This is a genomic window from Trichlorobacter sp. (genome assembly GCF_034008105.1).
Classification (GTDB): domain Bacteria; phylum Desulfobacterota; class Desulfuromonadia; order Geobacterales; family Pseudopelobacteraceae; genus Trichlorobacter.
Genome location: NZ_JAVEPN010000012.1, coordinates 31,248 through 51,174 on the forward strand (window position 1 = coordinate 31,248; position 19,927 = coordinate 51,174).

A 19,927-nucleotide genomic window follows, 5' to 3' on the forward strand; every position below is an offset into this window, starting at 1 on the left:
TTAGATTCTCATAGTAAAACTATACAGAATCCTGGCTGTTGGCCGCAACAAGTTTAGAGGCCGTTCTTGGCCAGTTCCTCCACCAGCTTCTTCTGGCTGCTGTTTAAGCCCTCCGGCACATGAATGCCGATCTTGATGTACAGATCGCCCTTGGCGTTGGAGCCCAGGGCCTTGACTCCGCAACCCTTTAGCCGAATCTTGGTGCCCGGCTGGATGCCGGCCGGTACCTTGATCCGTTTGTCTCCTTCCAGGGTCGGCACCTCGATGCTGATTCCCAGGCAGGCCTCGCTGAAACGGATGGTCCGTTCCACGAACAGATCGCCGCCGTCACGGGTAAAGACCGGGTCGCGGGCCAGCTTAACCTCCAGGTACAGGTCGCCGTTGGGACCGCCGTTCTCGCCGGCCGAACCCTTGCCGGCTATCCTGATCCGGCTGCCGTTGTCCACCCCGGCCGGTATCTTGACCTTCAGTTCTTCGCGGCTGCCGTTGCGGCGGAAGGCCACCTGTTTTTCGCAGCCATTGGCCGCCTCGCGGAAGCCGACCTCCACCGCCAACGACAGGTCAGCCCCTGGTCGCGGGCCACGGCTGAAACCCCGTGCACCGCCGCGGCTGAAGGCGCCGCCGAACAGGCGCGAGAAGATATCCTCACCGCCCCCCATGCCCATATCCTTGAAGGTGCCGGAGAAGTCGAAGTTGCGGAAGATATCTTCCTGGCTGTACTGCTGGTGAAAGCCGCTGGAGCCGAAGGCGTCGTATTGCTGACGTTTTTCCGGGTCGGAGAGTACGGCGTAGGCCTCGTTGATCTCCTTGAACTTTTCCTCGGCCGCCGCATCGCCGGCATTGCGGTCGGGGTGGTACTTGACCGCCAACTTGCGGAAGGCCTTCTTGATCTCGTCGGCCGGGGCCTTTTTGTCTACCCCCAGAATCTCGTAATAATCACGCTGTGCCATGTGTTGCTCCTTCCTGCCGTCTATTCAACACATTAAGCATGATCCGGCCTGCTGTCAACGTTCCTTGACAGGCCTGGGGGCCGGCCGTAGTATGACCGCATTGCACCTTAGAGGAGGCGCCATGAAACAGGCGATCATCATCGGCGGCGGTATCTCGGGACTCTCCACCGCCTGGCTGTTGCGCAGGCAGGCGGTGGCAGATGGCGTACCGCTGCAGATCACGCTGCTGGAGAAAGAGACCCAGGTAGGCGGCAAGATCCGCAGTATCCGCGATAACGGCTTTACCTGCGAGTGGGGTCCCAACGGCTTTCTGGACAACAAGCCCCAGACCCTGGAGCTGTGCCGTGCCTTGGGCATCGCCGATCGTCTGCACCGCAGCAACGACAACGCCCGCAAGCGGTTCATCTACAGCCAGGGGGTGCTGCATCGCCTGCCGGAGAACGGCCCTTCTTTTCTTAAGAGCAAGTTGCTTTCCTGGCCTGGCAAGCTGCGTCTCTTGGGTGAGCCGTTTGCCCCGCCGTCACCGGCCGGGGTCGACGAAACGCTGGCCGATTTCGCCCGTCGCCGGCTGGGGCAGGAGGCGCTGGACAAGCTGATCGGGCCGATGGTCTCCGGCATCTTTGCCGGCAATCCGGAAACCATGTCGCTCAAATCCTGTTTTCCCCGTATCGCTGAGTTGGAGCGGGAGTACGGCGGTCTGTTCAAGGCGATGCTCAAGCTGGCCAAAAAGAAACGTCAACAGCGGGCCGCAGGCCAGGTGACCGCCTCGGCCGCCGGGCCGGGCGGCACCCTGACCTCCTTTCGGGAGGGGATCCAGTTCCTGACCGACGCTCTGCGGGACCAGTTGCCTGATGTGGTCCGTTCGGGGTGCGAGGCCCGTTCGGTCGGCGTCGAAGACGGGCGCTACCGCGTGACAACCGAGGGCTGCGGTGAGCTGCAGGCCGATCTGGTGATCATGGCCGCGCCGGCCTATGCGACCGCCGCCCTGCTGGCTCCGCTCAACCCCGCCATGGCCAGCCTGCTGGAGCAGATCCCCTATGCCTCGCTTTCGGTGATCTGCTGCGGCTACGAGCGGCAGCGGATCAGCCATCCGCTGGACGGCTTCGGCTACCTGATCGCCCGCAAGGAAGGGCGTAGCACCCTGGGTACGCTGTGGGACTCCAGCATGTTCGACAACCGGGCTCCCGACGATATGGTGCTGCTGCGCAGCATGGCCGGCGGCGCCTGCCTGCCGGAACTGGTCAACCTGCCGGACGGGCTACTGCTCTCACGGGTTCAGGACGACCTGCGGCTGATCATGGGGATTGAGGCCGAACCATCCTTTGTGCGTATCTTCAAGCACCAGCAGGCCATCCCGCAGTATGTTGCCGGTCACGGGAAAAAGCTGGCCGAGCTGGAAGGACTGGCAGCCAGCCATCCCGGCCTGTTCCTGACCGGTAACGCCTTCCGCGGGGTGGGACTTAATGATTGCGTGGCCTCGTCCCAACTGACCGTGGAACGGGCGATGAGATTTTTGCAGGGGGGGACGTCATGAAGATCCGCAAGAAGCTGTTTGCCGATTTTGAGTACGAAGAGGTGCTGGACACCCGGACCCGTGAGTTGATCCGGGTGGGTTGCGCCGTGGCGGTGGGATGCCCCACCTGACTGAAGAAACACTACGCCTTGGCAAAGGCGGCCGGCGCCGGGAGCGCCGAACTGAAGGAGGCCATGGCCTACGGGGTGATCGCCCCGGCAGGTCGGGCCAAGAATTTTTCCCTGGAGTTGATGGAGGAGTTAGAGACTCCCTGACTCCACAAAGCTGTAGTAGCCGCCATCCCCGATGATGACGTGGTCCAGTACCCGGATGCCCAGCAGGTCGCCGGCCTCTTTCAGGCGCCGGGTGATCTCGCGATCCTCACGGCTGGGGGCCGGATCGCCGGAGGGGTGGTTGTGGACAAAGATGACTGCCGCGGCCGATTCCCGCACCGCCGGGGCAAATACCTCCCGCGGATGGACGATGCTCTGATTCAGCGAGCCGTGGGAGATGGTCACCCGGCGGGTGATCCGGTTCTTGCCGTCCAGCAGCAGTACCAGAAACAGTTCGGTGCGGGCATCCCGCAGCTCATGGTGAAAGTAGTCGAAGATCTGGGCCGGTGAGGTGAAGCGGTCCAGCGTTACCAGCGGGCGGGCCTGAAAGCGGGCCGCCAGGGTGAAGGCTGCCTTGAGCGAGGCCGCTTTTGCCAGCCCCAGCCCCTTGATCTGTTGCAGTTCGTTCAGCTCGGCCTGGGCCAGGCTGCGCAGGTTGCCGTCATAGCGGGAAAGCAACTCCCGTCCCAGATCGATGGCGCTCTTGCCGGCTGCGGCATCGCCGGTGCGCAGTAACAAGGCCAGCAGTTCGGCATCGGAGAGGGCCGCCGTCCCGCGCTTGAGCAGTTTCTCCCGGGGCCGTTCATCTTCGGGCCACTGTTTGATCCCCCCGTCGCTCACCGCAGCCACCCCGCCCCCAGCCCGGCCAGCAGCAGGCCGCCTGCGGCCAGGCGATACCAGACAAAGGGCCAGACCGTGCGGCTTTGTACAAAGCGCAGCAGGAAGGCCACGCTGATATAACCCGATACGGCTGCCACGACGATCCCCACCAGCATCGGGGCCAGCATGCCCGGTTCAAGGCCGCTTTTGAACAGCTCCAGCCCTTCCTTGAGGGCTGCCCCGAAGACGATCGGCAGCGACAGCAGGAACGAGAAGCGGGCTGCCTCGAAGCGGGCCAGTCCCACCAGCAGGGCAGCGGTGATGGTGATGCCGGAGCGGGAGACACCGGGCAGCAGGGCCAGGGCCTGGAAGCTGCCGATGATCAGCGCCATTCGCAGGGTGACATTGTGTACGCCGTGGTGCTGGCGGCCGTAGCGGTCGGCCAGCCCAAGTGCTAGGCCGAACAGAATCAGCAGCAGGCCGATCAGCAGAGGATTGTCGCGGAAGACCTGCTCAATCTGCTGCTCGAACAACAACGCCACCATCACCGCCGGCAGGGTACCCGCCAGCAGCAGCCAGGGAAGCCGCAGCGTGCCGGGCTGTCGGTCTTGGAACAGACCACTTGAGGCCTCCCGCACAAGCGGCAGCAGGTCGCGCCGGAAGTAGGCGAACAGGGCCAACAGGGTGCCGAAGTGCAGGGCCACGTCAAAGGTGAGCCCCGACGGGGGCCAGCCCAGCAGGCGTGGTAGCAGGATCAGGTGGGCCGAGCTGCTGATCGGCAGGACTTCGGTAGTGCCCTGAATCAGTCCCAGCAGGGCGGCGTGCAGCAGGTTCATGCTGTGCTCCGGTGTCAGTTAAAAGAGTCGCCAGCTTAGCCTAAAGCCGCTCTGATTGCAAACAACGCCTGGCGTACGATCGGCATACCGGACAGTAAATTACTGTGGGCAGTGGCGGGATGCTGTGCTATCTTGGCTCGCTTTGTGAGCAGCCCCAGCGGGGGCATCTACAGGATGGAGGAAGATGCAATGTTCGGCCTGATCCCCAAAGAGGAACGGTTTTTCAAGCTCTACAAGGAGATGACTGCCAATATTATCGAAGGGGCGGTCCTGTTGAAGGATATGCTGGACAACTTCGCCGATCCCCAGGAAAGTCAGCGCCGGATCAAGGAGGTTGAGCATCGGGGCGATGCCATCACCCACAGCATCATCCAGCGGCTGAACAAGACCTTTATCACCCCGATGGATCGCGAGGATATCTACGCCCTGGCCGCCAAGCTGGATGACATCCTTGACCTGATCGACGCCTCGGCCCAGCGTTTCATCATGTACAACGTGGAATGTGCCACGCCGGAGGCCAAGACGTTGGCCTTTCTGATCCTGCAGGGCTGCCAGTCGGTGGACAAGGCCGTAGACAAACTGAGCAACAAATCCAACGAGCAGATATACGAGCACTGTGTGGAGATCAACGCCATTGAGAATGAGGCCGACCGTGTCTCGCGGGAGGCGATTGGCCGCCTGTTTGATGAGGAGAAAAATCCGATCGAACTACTCAAGTGGAAAGAGATCTACGAGACCCTGGAAACGGCCACCGATAAGTGTGAAGAGGTGGCGAATATTCTGGAGAGTGTGATGGTCAAAAACGCCTGATGTCGCTTCCAGCTCAAGGCGTTACCTGCGTTGGCTTCGTCGGTTGCTCCTCGCCGCCTTGGTACCATCCTTGATCTGAAACCGGCATACGCAGCTGCAGATAGATGACAGAGAAACGCCCCCTGCCGGTTACCGGCAGGGGGCGTTTTAGTTGTGGATCAGCGGCTGCTAAGGCCGGGCAGGAGCGGTTCAGATTCTGGTGCCGTCTCAGGCCGTAGCTGCAAGGCGGCGCCGTCGCTCCTGCCCTGCTGGAAGGCCGCCGACAGCACGGTGGAACGGCGGCTGCGCTGCACCCTGATGGCTCCGATCTGCTGCTCGCGGTACTGTTTGATCAGGGCATCCTTGACCGGCACCAGGGCGGTGCTAGTGGTGGGGGTCTGGGCCTTTTGGGCAGCCAGGGCCTGACGCACCCCCTGCGCACCCCCCAGCAGGTACGAGCTGCGGACCCGCTGGCGGTCAGCGGCCGACAGCCGGCCCTGGGTCTCCTCGCTGGCGCGCAGATAGGCGCTGGCCAGCCGCCGCAGCTCCTGCATCAGGTACTGCAGCGTACAGCAGGCCACGGCCGGGTCTTCCCCCACGCCGATGAACCGCAGGCGGCTGCAGCGTGCGGTGGTGGTGACGATCGGAAAGCAGTCGAAGCCGTTGGCCACCGTGGCAAACAGTGCCGAGAGCCACTTGGGCACGGTTTTGGCCACCTCGATTGCCACCTCGCCGGCCCCCTCCTCGCGTACCTCCAGCTCGGACATGGCCAGATTGTGCTCAGCCAGCAACCGTTGGGCATGGGCGGCAGCCAGGGCCGCCTCGTGCTGGTTGCTGCTGTTGGACAGGGCCAGCAGTTTGCGTACCTTCTCGATCACCCGTTCCCGGGTCATGGCTGTCCCTTGTCGGTTTGCTCCAGGGCCTGTTCCAGATCCTGACCGGTCAGCTCCGATTCGCGGGTCAGTTCGGCAAGGCCGGGGTCCTTACGCCGGAAACGGACCACCAGCCAGTAGCAGAGGAAATAGCCGGCCACCGCCGCCAGCAGGCCGATTACCGAGCTGCCCAGCAGGATCGCCGTGGCATAGGGTTTGATGGCGCTCCAGTCCAGGCTGGCGACGCTGAACGGCTGGGGCTGGTTGCCCAGCAGCCATTCACCCAGCTTGTAACTGGCCACCAGCATCGGCACCACCGTCAGGGGGGTGTTGACCCAGGCCCCGGTGATGGTGGTCAGCTTGTTGAGCCGGAACAGGAAGGCCGCTGCGATGGCCAGGGGCGTGTGGATACCGAAAAAGGGGGTGAGACTGATGAAGACTCCCACGGCAAAGCCAGCCGCAATATGGGCCGGGTGGCTGTCCAGGGCCAGAATGGCGGTCAGGCGTTGTCTGAGCTCGTGCTTGTTCATGATGTCAGCCACTCTAAAGAGCCAGGCCCCGCTTTGTCAACGCCAAGACCAAAAACCGTTGCAGAACAGGGGCTAGTAGTGGTACCTCAGTGCTCATCAACCACCATCACAGGGAGCCCGCCATGACCCCCAGCAATGAACGCAGCTATTACGCCGTTTCCGTTGTCGGCCCTGACCGTCCCGGCATCGTGGCCGGCATCAGCGAATCCCTCTATCGTCTGGGCTGCAATATCGCCGATTCCAGCTGTGCCATGCTGGCCAGCGAATTCGCCATGATCCTGATCATCTCCCACCCCAAGCCGTTCACCAAGACCCAGCTGGCCGAGGAACTGAAGCCGGCCTGCGACCGGCTGGGGATGACCCTCTCGATCCGCCACCTGCAGTCAGGCGAAGAACAGCGTCGCGAACCGCTGGGTGAGATCTGTCAGATCACGGTCTACGGCGCTGATCAGCCGGGCATTGTGTATCGGGTCACCAACGCCCTGGCGGCTCGCCAGATCAACATTCTCGACCTGAACACCAAACTGGTGGGCAGCGACGAACAGCCGGTCTACGTGATGCTGTTGGAGGCCACCCTGCCTGAGGGGGTCGTGCCGGAGGATGTGGAACAGCTGCTGGCCAGCCTGCGGGCCGAACTGCAGGTGGAGATCGGCATCCGGATCGTGACCCCGGTGGAGTTGTAGATGGCGGTGCAGCCGATCCTGAAATACCCACACCCGTTGCTCAAGAAGATGGCCCATCCGGTCCCTCGTCTGGATGTCGAGATCAAGGCCCTGATCCAGGATCTGATCGACACCATGCGGGCCGGCCCCGGTTCGGTGGGGGTGGCAGCGCCCCAGATCGGCGCGGGTTTACGGGTCTGCGTGGTGGATGTCTCCAAGAACCGCCACGGCAAGGATAACCACCACGGCCTGCTCTGCATGGTCAACCCGGAGATTATCACCCGCAGCGGCGCAGCGGTGATGCGGGAGGGCTGCATGAGCGTGCCGGACTATACCGGCGACGTGGAGCGGGCCACCGAGATCACGGTCCGATTTCTGGATGGTGAGAGTGGTGAGCAGCGTGAGGTTGCGGCCAGCGGCTTCGAGGCGGTGGCGATCCAGCACGAGATGGACCACCTGGACGGCATGCTGTTCCTGGACCGGGTAGTCAGCATCAGTACCGGGCTGTTCCGACGCAAAAATTACGCCTAGCCGCTTTCGGATCACGGACCTATCGGCGTCCGTCCAAGGAGGAATTTAGCCATGACCGCCAAGGAAAAGTCTGCACTGTTGGCCCTGGCGCGGGCCACCATCGTAGCCCGGGTCAATGGTCAGCCGCTACCGGAAGTGGCCAGGCCAAGCAAGGCGCTGGAGAGCCAGTCGGGCTGTTTTGTGACCATCAAACAGCAGGGGCAGTTGCGGGGCTGTATCGGTAGCTTTGTCGCCACCCGCCCGCTCTGGCAGACCGTGCAGGAGATGGCTGTTTCAGCCGCCACCCGCGACCCGCGTTTTTACCCGATGAAGCCGGCCGACCTGGTAGACTTTCAACTTGAAATATCCGTACTCTCCCCATTGCGCCAGATCCAGTCGGTGGAAGAGATCAAGGTCGGCACCCACGGCATCTACCTGATCAAGGGGACCGCCCATGGTGTGCTGCTGCCCCAGGTGGCCACCGAATACGGCTGGGATCGGGAGACCTTCCTGCGGCACACCTGTCTCAAGGCGGGGCTCCCTGAAAACGCCTGGCAGAAGGAATGCGAACTCTACATCTTCTCGGCCGAGGTGTTCGGGGAGTAGGTTTCGCTGGTTTTTAAAAAAAGCGGTGGTTGGCAGTTTGCCAGCCACCGCTTTTGCGTTGGTAGCGACCTAGCGGATACGGTTCAGCCGGTGCTGATAGAGGTAATCGGCCCCCTGGTAGTAGGCCAGCATCTCGTTCAGCAATCCTTGATCAACGGCAACCGCTGCAGTCTCGCCGCTTGTACGGTCCAGCCGGTACTGGCGGACCTGTTGTTGCGGTTCAAGCACCAGCAGCCGGTCGTTGGTCAGGTAGCCCAGTTTCTGGTAGGTGGAGACGAAGGCCCGCGGTGCGGCCTGGTCGGCCTTGAGGATGTCGCGCCCCAGAAAGTCGCTGTCGTAACTCTGGTTCAGCAGACCCAGGATGGTGGGGGCCACGTCGATCTGGCTCATCAGGCGGTCCACAATGCCCGGCCTGATATGCTGCGGGGCATAGACCAGCAGTGGTATCTCGTATTTTTTGACCGGGATGCCGGTCTTGCCGGCGCTGGATGCGCAGTGGTCGGCCACAAAGACAAACAGGGTGTCCTTGAACCAGGCTTCCTGACGGGCCTCGGCCAGGAAGCGGCCAATGGCGTAGTCGGCATACTTCACGCCCCCCTTGCGGCCGGTCTTGCTGGGGATGTCGATCCGTCCGGAGGGATAGGTGTAGGGGCGATGGTTGGAGGTGGTCATGACCATCGAGAAGAACGGCTTGCCAGCGGCGTGGGAGGCGTCGGCCTCACGGATCACCTTGCGGAACAGGTCTTCGTCGCTGACCCCCCAGACATTGGCAAAGCTGATCTCATGCTTGGCAAAGTCGGCCCGGTCCACCACCTTAAAGCCGTTAGCGCTGAAGAAGGCGTTCATGTTGTCGAAATAGCCGTAGCCGGCATAGATGTACTTGTTGTCATAGCCCTTGGCAGCCATGATCTCGCCCCAGGAACGGAAACCGCCGTTGTTGGGGCGTTTGACGATCGAGGTGCCGGGCAGGGGCGGCATGGAGAGGGTCAGCGCCTCCAGGCCCCGTACGGTACGGGTGCCAGTGGCGTACAGGTTGGTGAAGCGTAGCGACTGGGCGGCCAGTCGGTCCAGGTTGGGGGTCAGGCCCTCTTGGTTGCCGTAGCTGCCAAGGTAGCTGGCGCTTAAGCTCTCCTCCACCACCACGATCAGGTTTAAGCGACGCTGCGGCCCTTCGGCGGTGATCTGGCGGGTGAAACGCTGGCTGTCCGGGGCCACAAAACGGTTGTTGCGCTCGGCCACCAGCGTGCGCAGGTTTGCCAGCACCTGTCCTTGCGGTGCGGTGCGGTAAAAGCGGGAAAAGCTCAGCTCGTTATTGCGGAAGGCCGCCACCAGGTTGTAGATGCCGTTGCCGGCCAGCTCATTAGCGTAGTTGTTGGCGGATATGGAGCTTTGGGCAACATTGACACCGACCAGTGCCACCAGGGCCGGCAGCAAAAGCAGGGCGCCGGTTAGACGGAAGCGGCCGCCGAAGGTGACGCTGGCGGCCTGCTGCAGCCGTTGACGCAGCAGCCAGGTGGCCAGCAGCGCTCCGCTACCGATGGCGGTGAAGATCGGGGTCAGGGGATAGGATTCGCGGATGTTGCCGATCACCTCGGTGGTGTAGATCAGGTAGTCGACGGCGATAAAGTTGAAGCGGGTGCCGAACTCGTCGAAGAAGAAATATTCGGCGGCAGCGTCAAACAACAGCACGGCAGCAAAAACGAAAAACAGGCAGCGTACCAGCCAGTCATGCCACCGGGCCTCCACCAGCCGACGCGGCGTCAGCAGCAGGTACAGGGCCACTGGCAATAGGGCGTAGCTTAAGGTGGCCAGGTCGAAGAGCAGGCCGGTGGCCGCGGCCTTGAACAGCAGCGACAGGCTTAAGGCCGCCTCAGGCGGGGTCATGGCCCACAGCAGCAGGCGGATGGCGAACATGACCAGTAAAAAGGTGAGCGAAACCAGTGGTATCAGTCCCAGACGGCGATTAGGCATACAGCGGCTCCTTGGGGAGATCATGGTGCGACAGTAACCATGATGCCCAGGAGTGCCTTGCCGAAGCATGACAGCCGGATGACAATTTTGTCATCCGGCCCAAGGAGGGGACTAGGATGGAGGGAAGTGCAGCGTGACGGTGGTGCCGAGGCCTGGCTGGCTTGCCAAGGTAACGCTGCCAGCGTGCAGCTCCATGATCGAGCGGACAATGGCCAGGCCGAGGCCGCTGCCATCGCGATGCAGCTGCCGTGCCTGGGCGCTGCGGTAGAAACGGTCGAACACCAGCGGTAGTTCGTCACTGGGGATGCCGTTGCCGTTGTCCTTGACAACAATGGCCGCCTCACCTGCAGTACCGGACTGGATGCTGACGGCCACCGCTCCGCCGCTGGGGGTATAGTGCAGGGCATTGGCCAGCAGGTTGCCGACAGCACGCTGGAACAGGCGCGGGTCGGCAGAGATGCTGCCGTTGCCGTCAACGCTCAGGGCGATGTCACGTTCTTCTGCCAGGGTGCGGTAGTAGTCGGCCAGGCGATCCAGTTCGGTCCGCGCATCCAGGTTGTGCCGTTCGACCCCTTGTTCCGGCCGGGCCAGGAACAGGATGTCGCCGATCATGCGGGAGAGTCGCTCATACTCCTCGATGCTGGATTCGATGGTCTGGCGGTATTCCGTTGCCGTGCGGGGTCGGGACAGGGCCACTTCCGATTCCACCCGCAGATTGTTGAGCGGCGTGCGCAGTTCGTGGGCCAGGTTGGCCGAAAAGGCGCTCAGCCGCTCGAAGGATTGTTCCAGTTGCCCGAGCATGGTGTCCAGTGCGCCGGTCAGCGGGGCGAATTCCTTTGGCCAGCGCCGGTTGCCGACCCGTTGGTGCAGGTCGCTGGCGGTGATGGTTCCGATTTGGGCGGCCATCTCGCGCAGCGGCCGCAACTCTCTGCGGCTGATGATAAAGGCCAGGCCGCCGGCCAGGCAGAGTCCCGCCAAGAGGGCGCTACCCATCTTCAGGCGGTAGTTGGCCATCAAGGCCTCTTCTTCGGTCACGTCCAAGGCTACCTGCAGCAAGCGAAACTGTGGGTCGTCTCCTGCGGCGGCCCAGGCCGCGTTCAGCAGATAGTACTGCCCGTCGCTGGTTTTGTGTTTTTTTGCTCTCCCGATCGGTTCGCTGCTGATTATGGGCGGCGGAAACAGCAGTGGCGGCAGCGAAGCCATGGCGGGGGATTCCAGGACGGTGCTGCCGGATGCATCCTGAAGGCGTACCTGATAGCGGACATGCCGGTTGGCATCCCGTGGCAGCAGATGTTCTTTGAGGTGCTCGAGGTCCTGCGGATAGCGGTTGATTACGGAGCGGATGCTGCTGATCCGTTCAATCAGGAAGTCGTTGTCTTCAAACTCCAGGTCTTTCACCACGGTGTGCAGCAGGAAGCCGATCACACTGGCCAGGATGGCCAGCATGCTGACCGTGTACAGTACCGTCAGGCGGGTGGCGATGGAGCTGGAGGAGTCAGTGGCGTTCTTCGAGCACATAGCCCACCCCGCGAATGGTATGGATCAGTTTGGTGGGGAACGGGTCGTCCACCTTCTTGCGCAGCCGGCGGATGGCCACATCAACGATGTTGGTGTCGCTGTCGAAGTTGATCCCCCAGACCTGCTCCGAGATAAAGGTCCGACTGAGCACCTCACCGCTGCGGCGCAGCAAAAGCGCCAGCAACTGGAACTCCTTGGCGGTCAGGTCGAGGGTCAGGCCACCGCGGCGGGCCCTGTGGCGCAGCAGGTCCAGTTCCAGGTCGTTGACCTGCAGTTGGTCGGTCTGGCGTTGCGGCTGGCGGCGCAGCAGGGTTCTGATACGGGCCAGCAGTTCTGAAAAGGCGAACGGCTTGACCAGGTAGTCATCGGCCCCCAGTTCGAGGCCATAGACCCGGTCGTGGACCGCATCGCGGGCCGAGAGGAACAGTATCGGCAGGTCGTACCCCTCGGCCCGCAGTTCCTGTACCACACTCCAGCCCTGGCGATCGGGCAGCATCACGTCCAGCACGATCAGGTCATAGCCTTCGCTGCGGGCCAGGTGCAGGCCGTCTTCGCAGCTGGTGGCGATATCGACGCTGAAGCCGTGCTCGCTGAGCCCCTTTTTGAGGTAGCTGGCAGCCTTGATCTCGTCTTCCACAATCAGAATACGCATCGCTTGGTCCCTGTTCAGTTGGTTGCGGCTCAAAACTATACACCGCTGCGGTCTGAGCACAAGCAAAAGCTATCTGGCTTGACAGGGGCGAAGCGGCACCACTATGGTGCGGTCTACAAAGGAGAACGGTATGCTGCAGATCGCCCACGTTGTCTTTAATCCCGCCTCAGGCAGCTATTCTCCGGCCCGTGCCGAGCGGATTCTGGCCGGCCTGCGCAGGGCCGGCATGGATCCGCAGCCGCTGTTGCCGGGGAGCGAAGCCGCGGCGATCGGGGCGGTGCGCGCCCTGTGCGATCCCGCACGGCCGCCGCTGATCATCGCGGTGGGGGGCGACGGCACCATCAACACCGTCATTAACGGCATGACGCCTAAAGGCGCAACGTTAGGGGTGATACCGCTTGGCACCGCCAACGTGCTGGCCTGGGAACTGGGCATCCGTTCGATTGAGGCTGCGCTGCAGCGGATCGCACACGGGCGTTTGCGGCCGTTTACCGTCGGTGAGGCAACTTCGGCTGAGGGGACCAGACGTTTTTTGTTGATGGCCGGCATCGGTCTGGATGCGGCGGCGGTGGCCGGGGTGCGGCCGGCTGAAAAGGCCCGGCTGGGCAAGCTGGCCTATCTGTTTGCCGGTTTGCGACAACTGCGGGATTGGGATCGCAGCCTGATCACCATCAGCGACGGCCAGCGCAGTGAGCGCTGTCATGCAGTGATTATCAGCAACGCCTGCCATTATGGCGGCCCCTATCGGCTGGCCCCAGGGGCGGAGATCTTCACGCCACAGCTGGAGGTGCTGCCGTTTCAGTTTCCCACCCGGCGTAGCTTTTTCCGGGCCGCCCTGCCGCTGGTGCTGGCCGGCCGTGCCCCGGCCTCGGCTGGCTGGCAGCTGCGGGAAGGTTCGTTAACCATTACGGGGGCCAAGCCGGTGCAGCTGGATGGCGACAGCTTCGGCAGCACGCCGCTCACCATCCGGCTGATGCCCGATTTCAACAAATTGCTGTGCTGAAGAGCCGGGGCACACGGTGCCCCGGCTCTGTTTTACTCACCGTTCCCCAGCAGCCCCTGCAGGTCTCTCCCCGTAGCGCAGATACAGTGTCGGCAGCACCAGCATGTTGAGGATGGTGGCGCTGACCAGTCCACCCAGGATCACCACCGCCAGGGGCGAGAGGATCTCGTTGCCCGGTTTGTGTGCTGCCACGGCAAACGGCACCAAGGCCAGGCCGGCCGCCAGGGCGGTCATTACCACCGGCCGCAGCCGTTCCAGCGAGCCTTTTATCACCGCCTCGCGCAGCGCCAATCCTTCGGTCTCCATCAGGTAGCGGTAGTGGGAGACCAGCAGGATGCCATTACGGGTGGCGATGCCGAACAGGGTGATGAAGCCCACCAGCGAGGCCACACTGATGGTCCGGTCGCTCAGCACCACCGCCACGATGCCGCCGATGAAGGCCAGCGGCAGGTTGACCATCACCAGCAGGGCCGGCCTGAATGAGCGGAACTCCAGGTACAGGATCAGCAGGATCAGGCTGACCGAAACCAGGCTCAACAGGCCGATGGTGCGGGTGGCACTGGCCTCGCTCTCGAACTGGCCGCCATACTCCACAAAATAGCCGGGCGGCAGCTTGAGTCCGTCGATCCGGCTGCGCACATCCTGATAGACTGCCCGCAGGTCGCGACCGGCCACGTTGGCCTGCACCACCACCTTGCGCTGCACATTCTCGCGGCTGATGCTGGTGGGGCCCTTGGCCGAGATCAGCTCAGCCACCGCCGCCAGCGGCACCTTCTGACCGGATGGCGTATCCAGCAGAATCTGGCCGACGGCGTCGCCATCCTGTCGGGCCGTGGCCGGGAAGCGGGCCACGATGTCAAAGCCGCGGTCGCCTTCCAGGGTGCGTGAGACCACCATCCCGCTGGTGGCCACCTCCACCCCTGCCGCCACATCGGCGATGTTCAGGCCGTAGCGTGACAGTTCGTCCCGACGCGGCAGGATCCGCAGTTGGGGGATGTCGGCCTGCTGATCCACCGAAAGGTCGGCCAGGCCTGGCACCTCGACGATCTCGGCCTTGATCTGCTCAGCCACCTGTTTCAAACGGGAAAGCTCGGCGCCGTAGACCTTGATGGCCAGATTGGCCATGGTGCCGGAGAGCATATGGTCGATGCGATGGCCGATCGGCTGGCCGAAGGTGATCGTTACCCCGGGCACCACCGCCGTCAGATGGCGCAGCTCGTCCATCACCTGCGCCATTCGCCGTCCGTCCAGATCAAGGCTGACCTCGATCTCGCTGGCGTTGGGAAACTTGCCGTGTTCGTCCTGTTCGCCCCGTCCGGTGCGGCGTGAGGTGGTTTTCACCGCCGGATGGGTCAGCATCAGTTTTTCTATCTTCAGCGCCACCTCGGACGACTTCTCCAGGCTGGTGCCGGGGCCGGTCACCAGCATGACGGTCAGGGCCCCTTCGTTAAAGGCTGGCAGAAACGAGCGGCCGGTCAGGCCAAGCAGCCCCAGGGCCAGTACAAAGGCCAGCGCAGCCCCTGCCAGCACCCGGCGCGGGTGGGCCAGCATCTGCGCCAGTAGTGGCCGGTAGCGGGCCAGCAGCCACTGCATGGTCCTGCTGTCACCATGGTCGGCTATGCAGCGCGCCTTGGGCAGCAGATAGGAACAGAGCGCCGGGGTGACGGTCAGGGCCACCAGCAGCGAGGCGCCGATGGCCACCATGTAGGAGATCCCCAGCGGCTGTAGCAGTCGTCCCTCCACGCCGGACAGAAAGAATAGCGGCAGGAACACCACCAGAATGATCAGGGTGGCATTGACGATGGAGGAGCGGATCTCGCGGGATGCCTCAAAGATCACCTCGCGGGCTGGCCTGCGTTTTGCTTCAGGCAAGGCATTGTTTTCCTGCAACCGGCGGTAGACGTTCTCCACGTCGATGATGGCGTCGTCCACGATCACCCCGATGGCGATGGCCATGCCGCCCAGGGTCATGGTGTTGATCGAGCTGTCGAACAGTTTGAGGGCGAAGATGGCAGACAAGAGCGAGACCGGCATCGCCACCAGCGAGATCAGGGTGGTGCGCAGATTACCCAGGAACAGGAACAGGATCACCACCACCAGCAAGGCCCCCTCCACCAGCACCCGCTTGATGTTGGCGATCGCCCGCTTGATGAAGTCGGCCTGCTGGAACAGATCGCCCTCGATCCGCATCCCTTGGGGCAGGCTGCGCTGGATCTCCTTCAGTTGCTGACTGATCCGCCTGGTCAGCTCCAGGGTGTTGGCATCGGGGTGCTTCTGCAGCGAGATCACCACGGCCGGTTTGCCGTTGGCCGAGGCATCACCCACCCGGAAGGCCGGCCCGATGGTGACGGTGGCCAGATCGCGCACCAGCACCGGCAGGCCGTCCCGCGACTGCACCACCACCTGTTCCAGGTCGGCGGCCGAACGGACTCGTCCCACGCCGCGCAGCAGATAGTCATGGTCCTGCTGTTTGATCACCCCGGCCGCAAAGTTCTCGTTGCTGCCTTTGAGCGCATCGGTCACCTGGCTGACGCTGACCCCATAGGCCTGCAGCCGCAGCGGGTCGATCTCCACCTGGTATTGCTTGGTCTCGCCCCCCACCGTCACCACCTGGGCCACGCCGGAGGTTGCCATCAGCCGTTTCTTGACCACGAACTCGGCCTGCTCCTTCACCTCCAGCAGGCTGTGGCTGTCGCTGGCCACGGCGATATACATGATCTCCCCCATGATGGAGGAGATCGGCGCCAGGGCCGGCACGGTCTTGGGCGGCAGGCTGCCCGCCACCAGTTGCAGTTTTTCATTGACCACTTGGCGGGCGCGGTAGATGTCGGTGCCCCAGGTGAACTCCACCCAGACGGTGGAGAGGCCGGGAATGGAGACCGAACGGACCCGCCGCACACCGGTGGCACCGTTTAAATTGCTCTCGATCGGATAGGTGATTAGCGCCTCCACCTCCTCCGGGGCCATCCCTTTGGCCTCGGTCAGGATGGTCACGGTGGGGGCGGTCAGGTCCGGCAGCACATCCACCGGCATCCGGACAGCCGTGAAGGTGCCGATCAGCAGCACCAGACCCATGGCGATGACCACAACCAGCCGGTTTTCCAGACTGCGCCGGATCAGGCGGTCCAGCAGAGTAGTGCTAGTGGGCATGTCCGGCATGGGGGTCCTCCTTGGTGGCGGTTGTGGTGGCCTGTTTGACGTAGTAGGCGCCCTGCACCACCACCCGTTCGTGGTCGTCAAGCCCTTTCAGTATCTGCACCAGGCCGCCCTGCTTCTGGCCGATCTGTACCTCGCGCCGGGTAAACCGCTCGCCCGAGGTCTGCACGAACACGAAGAAGCGGCCTTCGTCCTCGGCCAGTGCCTCGGCCGGCAGCACCAGTCCTTCCTGTGCTTCGCCGGTTGCCACTGACACCGTGGCGAACATACCCACCTTCAGCCGGGCATCCCGGTTGGGCACACTGAAGAGTACGGCTAAGGTACGGCTCTGGGGGTCGAGCATATCCCCAACTGAGATCAGCCGCCCGGCTCTAAAGCTGCCCTGCTGGCCGGTAACGGTAAACTGGGCTGTAGGCTGGCGCGGTAGCTTGCCGGCCTCGAGGGCCGGCAGGTTTGCTTTCAGCCAGAGCGTGCCGGTATTGACAATCCGCACCATCGGCTGGCCGGCCTCGATCCCCCGGCCGGTGCCGGAGAAGACCTCCACCACAGTGCCGCTGAGCGGGGCGCGTACCGTAAGCCGGCCGCCGCCGTCACCGCCCAGCGCGAGCGCCGATTTCTCCAACGGCGCCAACGCAGCCCGTGCGCTGTCCAGTGCGGCGACAGCCTCCTCCACCCGCTTGCGGGGGGCGATCTTGGCCTCGTACAGGCGTTGGGCCCGCTCATGTTCCTGACGGGCCAGAGTAGTCCGGCTGCGCGCCTCGGCCAGGGCGGCCGAGAACTGGCCGGCACCGCCGTCGGGACGGATCGGCGGTTCGATCAGGGCGATCAGCTCACCTTTGGCCACCCGCTTGCCCAGGTAGGGCAACGGTCTGGATACGGAGACAATGCCGGACAGCGGTGCCGCCACGGTGGCCTCGGCGTCACTGGCTGCGATCAGCTCGCCGCTGGCGGTGATCTGCCCGCTCAGTCGCCTGCGTTCAGGGTGCTTGATCAGGATGTCGAGGGCCCACTGCTGTTCTTTCAGCAGGGCGATGGTGCCGCCGCCATCGCCAGCTACCACCGGATTTTCATCGTGCCCATCGCCATGCGGTTCTGCCCCGTGGTCATGGCCTTCGTGGTCATCATGTTCGGCATGCCCGTCGCTCTTCTGGCCGGTTTCCTTTTTGTCTGGCGGTGCGGCCGGCGGAGCGGTTCCAACCCGGATGCCGGACAGTTCGATCCGGTCGGTGAATCCTTTTCCTTGCGGCAGCAGTTCCAGGGTGTAGTGGCCTGCCGCCGGGGCGGTTAGTTCAACCTGATAGACACCCGGCCGGATCGGGGCAGGGGCCGTAACGGTTAGCGGCTGACCCGCTGCCGGCTTCAGGACCAGCTTGAGCGACCCCTCGGCTACCGGTTTGCCGTCGGCAGTGCGGGTCAGGTGAATCAAAAAACTCCCCTTTTTGCCTGGCTTAAGCGGCTCATACTCCATAAACAGCTCGCTTTTTTCGCTCCAGGCCGTAACCTGTACAGCCGCTTCATCGGTATGGTCTTGCTCGTGCTGCTTGGTGGAGCAGCCGCTGGCTACTGCCAGCAGCAGTGCCAACAGTAGCCCAGAGATGCGTATCTTCATGGTTTGCCTCGTTCTGTTGTATGGGTGTCAAGTAGGCTTTGCAGACGGCTGTAGCTGTCGTAGGCCGTTTTTATGGCGTTTAATTCCGCCTCCTGTTGTTCGGTAAAGCGCCGCTTCTCATCCAGCACGGTCTGCATACCTACTTCGCCCTGCTTGAAGGCCTCCTGCTGAATCTGCAGGTTTTCCCGGCCCACCGGCCCCAGGGTGGTGCGGTGCAGCTCCAGGGCTGTCAATGCCAGCCGGTAGTGTGCCAGCAGGTCCCGCAGCTCTGCAGCGGCGGCACGCCGGGCGGACTCGACGCGATGGCGGCTGGCGTTGGCCAGTCCGTGTACCTTGGAGATCTCGGCCTGGTTGCGGGAAAACAGCGGTAATGGGATCGAGAGCTTCAGGCCGAGGATATGGTCCGTGGTTCGTTCCGTGCCGGGGGTCAGCAGGCCTCCGTTCAGCTGGTAGCTGTTCTGGGAGGACCGTTCGTTACGGTAGGCAAGGCCCACCGTCAGGCTTGGAATCGCCTCGGCCCGGACCAGGGCCAGGGCTGCTTCGTCACGCTGCTGCTCTTGACGCCTGAGTGCCAGGTCAGGGTGGTGTGCGAGGCCATCGCTCAGTAGGTGCTCATCGGACGGCAACGGTTGTTGCGGCATGGCCAGCGGGGCCAGGGGCGGCAGGGGTTGGCCGTCGGCCAGCCCCATCAGCAGGGCCAGCTGTCGCTGGGCACGGATCAGCTCGGCCTGTTGTTCGGCCTGTCGCAGCAGTTGTCGCTGCCGGTCCAGGTCGGCCAGCTGTACCTCGAACTCAGGCAGATCGCCGGCGGCGAAACGTTCCCGGGCAATGACCAGTAATGTCTCGGCCAGCATGGTCTGGCTGCGGAGCAGTTCAAGGCGGTGGCTGGCCAGGACAGCCGCGCCCCAGGCCCGGCGAACCTGGTCGGCCAGGCTGCGTTTGCGGGCTTCGAGCTGCAGGCGAGCCGCCTCGGCCTCGGCGCGGGCAACGGCCTTGCGTCGGCTGACAATGGCGGCCAGTGGCAGTTCCTGGTTGAGCGCGATACCGACGCTGCGCTCGTCGGGACTGCCGGTCAGGCTGCCGGTGGCCCCTTCCAGCTCCAGTACCGGATTGGCCAATAGGGGCAGGTGCTCAGCTGCCTGTTCAAGCCCGGTGATCTCTTCTTTATCGGCCGACAACTCGGGGCTGTGCGCCCATGCCTGTGCAACCGCCATATCGGCAGTCAGCGCGGATTCCGCTGCCCGGCTAAGGACGGGAACGGTGGCTAGGCAGGCACACAGGGCGAGTGTCGGCGCATAACGGATAATGCGCATGGACAGACTCCTCGGTAAGGTGATGAATCAGTGCGGCAGTGGTGCGTCAGGCTTAGGCTGTGGTTCGGGGGGGGATGAACGGGATGCGCGAAAAATCCTGCGGGACCAGATGGGGGACAATCGCGGTGAACTGCTTTTCGTGCACAGGCGGAGAAAAAGAGACGGTGTGTACGCTGATCGCCTGCTGGTGCCCGTGTGAGCCGCAGCAGTGATCGTCATGGCTGGTGCCCTGATCATGGCAGGGGTGGTCAGGCGTAGCGCAGGCTGCGGTCTGCGAGCAGCCATCGCCGTGGCACGCATCACTGCTTGCCGGATCATGCCCGGCGTGCAGGCTGCCGGTCAGCAGGCTGATCAGCAGTATCAGGGTGGTAACCATGCGTAGCATTGAGAAACCTTAGGGTTGTTGACTGATAAAGTAAAGCAAAAAACTTGACAAGCAGGGACGGTTCGTCTTGAGTAACTGACGGTTTGTGCCCCAGCCAGTCCACCAGTTTGCAGCGACAAG

19 protein-coding genes are annotated in these 19,927 nt (G+C 63.2%); 7 read left to right on the forward strand and 12 right to left on the reverse strand.

Annotation, left to right across the window (positions count from 1 at the left end):
* Positions 1-53: 53 nt before the first annotated feature.
* Positions 54-950 (reverse strand): DnaJ C-terminal domain-containing protein, encoded by an 897-nt coding sequence (locus tag RBQ93_RS08575; RefSeq protein WP_320371692.1) that lies wholly within the window; start codon positions 948-950, stop codon positions 54-56.
* A 121-nt stretch (positions 951-1,071) separates the two neighbouring features.
* Here RBQ93_RS08575 and hemG point away from each other — a divergent pair, with 121 nt between their 5' ends.
* The gene (gene hemG / locus RBQ93_RS08580) at positions 1,072-2,484 is read left to right on the forward strand and encodes a protoporphyrinogen oxidase (RefSeq protein ID WP_320371693.1); all 1,413 of its coding nucleotides are present in this window, start codon (positions 1,072-1,074) and stop codon (positions 2,482-2,484) included.
* Positions 2,481-2,738, forward strand: coding sequence for a GSU3128 family (seleno)protein (locus tag RBQ93_RS08585; RefSeq protein WP_320371694.1), 258 nt, complete (start codon positions 2,481-2,483; stop codon positions 2,736-2,738). The genes hemG and RBQ93_RS08585 overlap by 4 nt, the downstream gene beginning before the upstream one ends.
* On the opposite strand, the gene radC is transcribed toward RBQ93_RS08585, so the two are convergent.
* Together radC and uppP are read right to left on the reverse strand one after the other, a co-directional pair.
* On the reverse strand, positions 2,724-3,416 hold the full coding sequence (radC, locus tag RBQ93_RS08590) for a RadC family protein (protein WP_320371695.1): 693 nt from the start codon (positions 3,414-3,416) through the stop codon (positions 2,724-2,726). The two genes, RBQ93_RS08585 and radC, sit on opposite strands and share 15 nt — an antisense overlap.
* Positions 3,413-4,231 (reverse strand): undecaprenyl-diphosphatase UppP, encoded by an 819-nt coding sequence (gene uppP, locus RBQ93_RS08595; protein WP_320371696.1) that lies wholly within the window; start codon positions 4,229-4,231, stop codon positions 3,413-3,415. The genes radC and uppP overlap by 4 nt, the downstream gene beginning before the upstream one ends.
* A 189-nt stretch (positions 4,232-4,420) precedes the next feature.
* Here uppP and RBQ93_RS08600 point away from each other — a divergent pair, with 189 nt between their 5' ends.
* A complete protein-coding gene (locus RBQ93_RS08600; RefSeq protein WP_320371697.1) occupies positions 4,421-5,041 on the forward strand; it encodes a DUF47 domain-containing protein in 621 nt (206 codons plus the stop codon).
* A gap of 158 nt (positions 5,042-5,199) precedes the next feature.
* On the opposite strand, the gene RBQ93_RS08605 is transcribed toward RBQ93_RS08600, so the two are convergent.
* On the reverse strand, positions 5,200-5,913 hold the full coding sequence (locus tag RBQ93_RS08605; protein ID WP_320371698.1) for a DUF2786 domain-containing protein: 714 nt from the start codon (positions 5,911-5,913) through the stop codon (positions 5,200-5,202).
* Positions 5,910-6,422 carry a DUF2062 domain-containing protein gene (locus tag RBQ93_RS08610; RefSeq protein ID WP_320371699.1) on the reverse strand — a complete coding sequence of 171 codons (513 nt, stop codon included), beginning with the start codon at positions 6,420-6,422 and terminating at the stop codon, positions 5,910-5,912. The genes RBQ93_RS08605 and RBQ93_RS08610 overlap by 4 nt, the downstream gene beginning before the upstream one ends.
* 122 nt (positions 6,423-6,544) lie before the next feature.
* Between RBQ93_RS08610 and RBQ93_RS08615 the strand changes: the two genes are divergently transcribed.
* From RBQ93_RS08615 to amrA, 3 genes are read left to right on the forward strand one after another with little or no spacing between them, the layout of a single operon-like run.
* Positions 6,545-7,105 (forward strand): glycine cleavage system protein R, encoded by a 561-nt coding sequence (locus RBQ93_RS08615; protein ID WP_320371700.1) that lies wholly within the window; start codon positions 6,545-6,547, stop codon positions 7,103-7,105.
* Positions 7,106-7,615: a peptide deformylase gene (gene def, locus RBQ93_RS08620; protein WP_320371701.1), complete on the forward strand. Its 510-nt coding sequence runs from the start codon at positions 7,106-7,108 to the stop codon at positions 7,613-7,615.
* Positions 7,616-7,666: 51 nt separating this feature from the next.
* Positions 7,667-8,200: an AmmeMemoRadiSam system protein A gene (amrA, locus tag RBQ93_RS08625; protein ID WP_320371702.1), complete on the forward strand. Its 534-nt coding sequence runs from the start codon at positions 7,667-7,669 to the stop codon at positions 8,198-8,200.
* 69 nt (positions 8,201-8,269) lie between these two features.
* Here the strand turns inward: amrA and RBQ93_RS08630 are convergent, their stop codons facing one another.
* The 3 genes from RBQ93_RS08630 to RBQ93_RS08640 form a co-directional block, all read right to left on the reverse strand.
* A complete protein-coding gene (locus RBQ93_RS08630; protein ID WP_320371703.1) occupies positions 8,270-10,171 on the reverse strand; it encodes an LTA synthase family protein in 1,902 nt (633 codons plus the stop codon).
* 111 nt (positions 10,172-10,282) lie between these two features.
* Complete coding sequence (locus tag RBQ93_RS08635; RefSeq protein WP_320371704.1) at positions 10,283-11,689, reverse strand: heavy metal sensor histidine kinase; 1,407 nt, start codon at positions 11,687-11,689, stop codon at positions 10,283-10,285.
* Entirely contained in the window at positions 11,667-12,341 is a 675-nt protein-coding gene (locus RBQ93_RS08640; RefSeq protein ID WP_320371705.1) for a heavy metal response regulator transcription factor, read from the reverse strand. Before RBQ93_RS08640 ends, RBQ93_RS08635 begins: the two co-directional genes overlap by 23 nt.
* Positions 12,342-12,471: 130 nt before the next feature.
* On the opposite strand from RBQ93_RS08640, the gene RBQ93_RS08645 reads away from it, so the two are divergent.
* Positions 12,472-13,344 (forward strand): diacylglycerol/lipid kinase family protein, encoded by an 873-nt coding sequence (locus RBQ93_RS08645; RefSeq protein WP_320371706.1) that lies wholly within the window; start codon positions 12,472-12,474, stop codon positions 13,342-13,344.
* A gap of 36 nt (positions 13,345-13,380) precedes the next feature.
* Here RBQ93_RS08645 and RBQ93_RS08650 read toward each other — a convergent pair whose 3' ends face one another.
* From RBQ93_RS08650 to RBQ93_RS08665, 4 genes are read right to left on the reverse strand one after another with little or no spacing between them, the layout of a single operon-like run.
* Positions 13,381-16,503, reverse strand: a complete 3,123-nt coding sequence (locus tag RBQ93_RS08650) for an efflux RND transporter permease subunit (protein WP_320371707.1) — start codon at positions 16,501-16,503, stop codon at positions 13,381-13,383.
* Positions 16,484-18,109: an efflux RND transporter periplasmic adaptor subunit gene (locus tag RBQ93_RS08655; RefSeq protein ID WP_320371708.1), complete on the reverse strand. Its 1,626-nt coding sequence runs from the start codon at positions 18,107-18,109 to the stop codon at positions 16,484-16,486. The genes RBQ93_RS08650 and RBQ93_RS08655 overlap by 20 nt, the downstream gene beginning before the upstream one ends.
* Positions 18,106-19,422 (reverse strand): TolC family protein, encoded by a 1,317-nt coding sequence (locus tag RBQ93_RS08660; protein WP_320371709.1) that lies wholly within the window; start codon positions 19,420-19,422, stop codon positions 18,106-18,108. Before RBQ93_RS08660 ends, RBQ93_RS08655 begins: the two co-directional genes overlap by 4 nt.
* Positions 19,423-19,474: 52 nt before the next feature.
* Positions 19,475-19,807 (reverse strand): hypothetical protein, encoded by a 333-nt coding sequence (locus tag RBQ93_RS08665; RefSeq protein ID WP_320371710.1) that lies wholly within the window; start codon positions 19,805-19,807, stop codon positions 19,475-19,477.
* Positions 19,808-19,927: the final 120 nt, after the last annotated feature.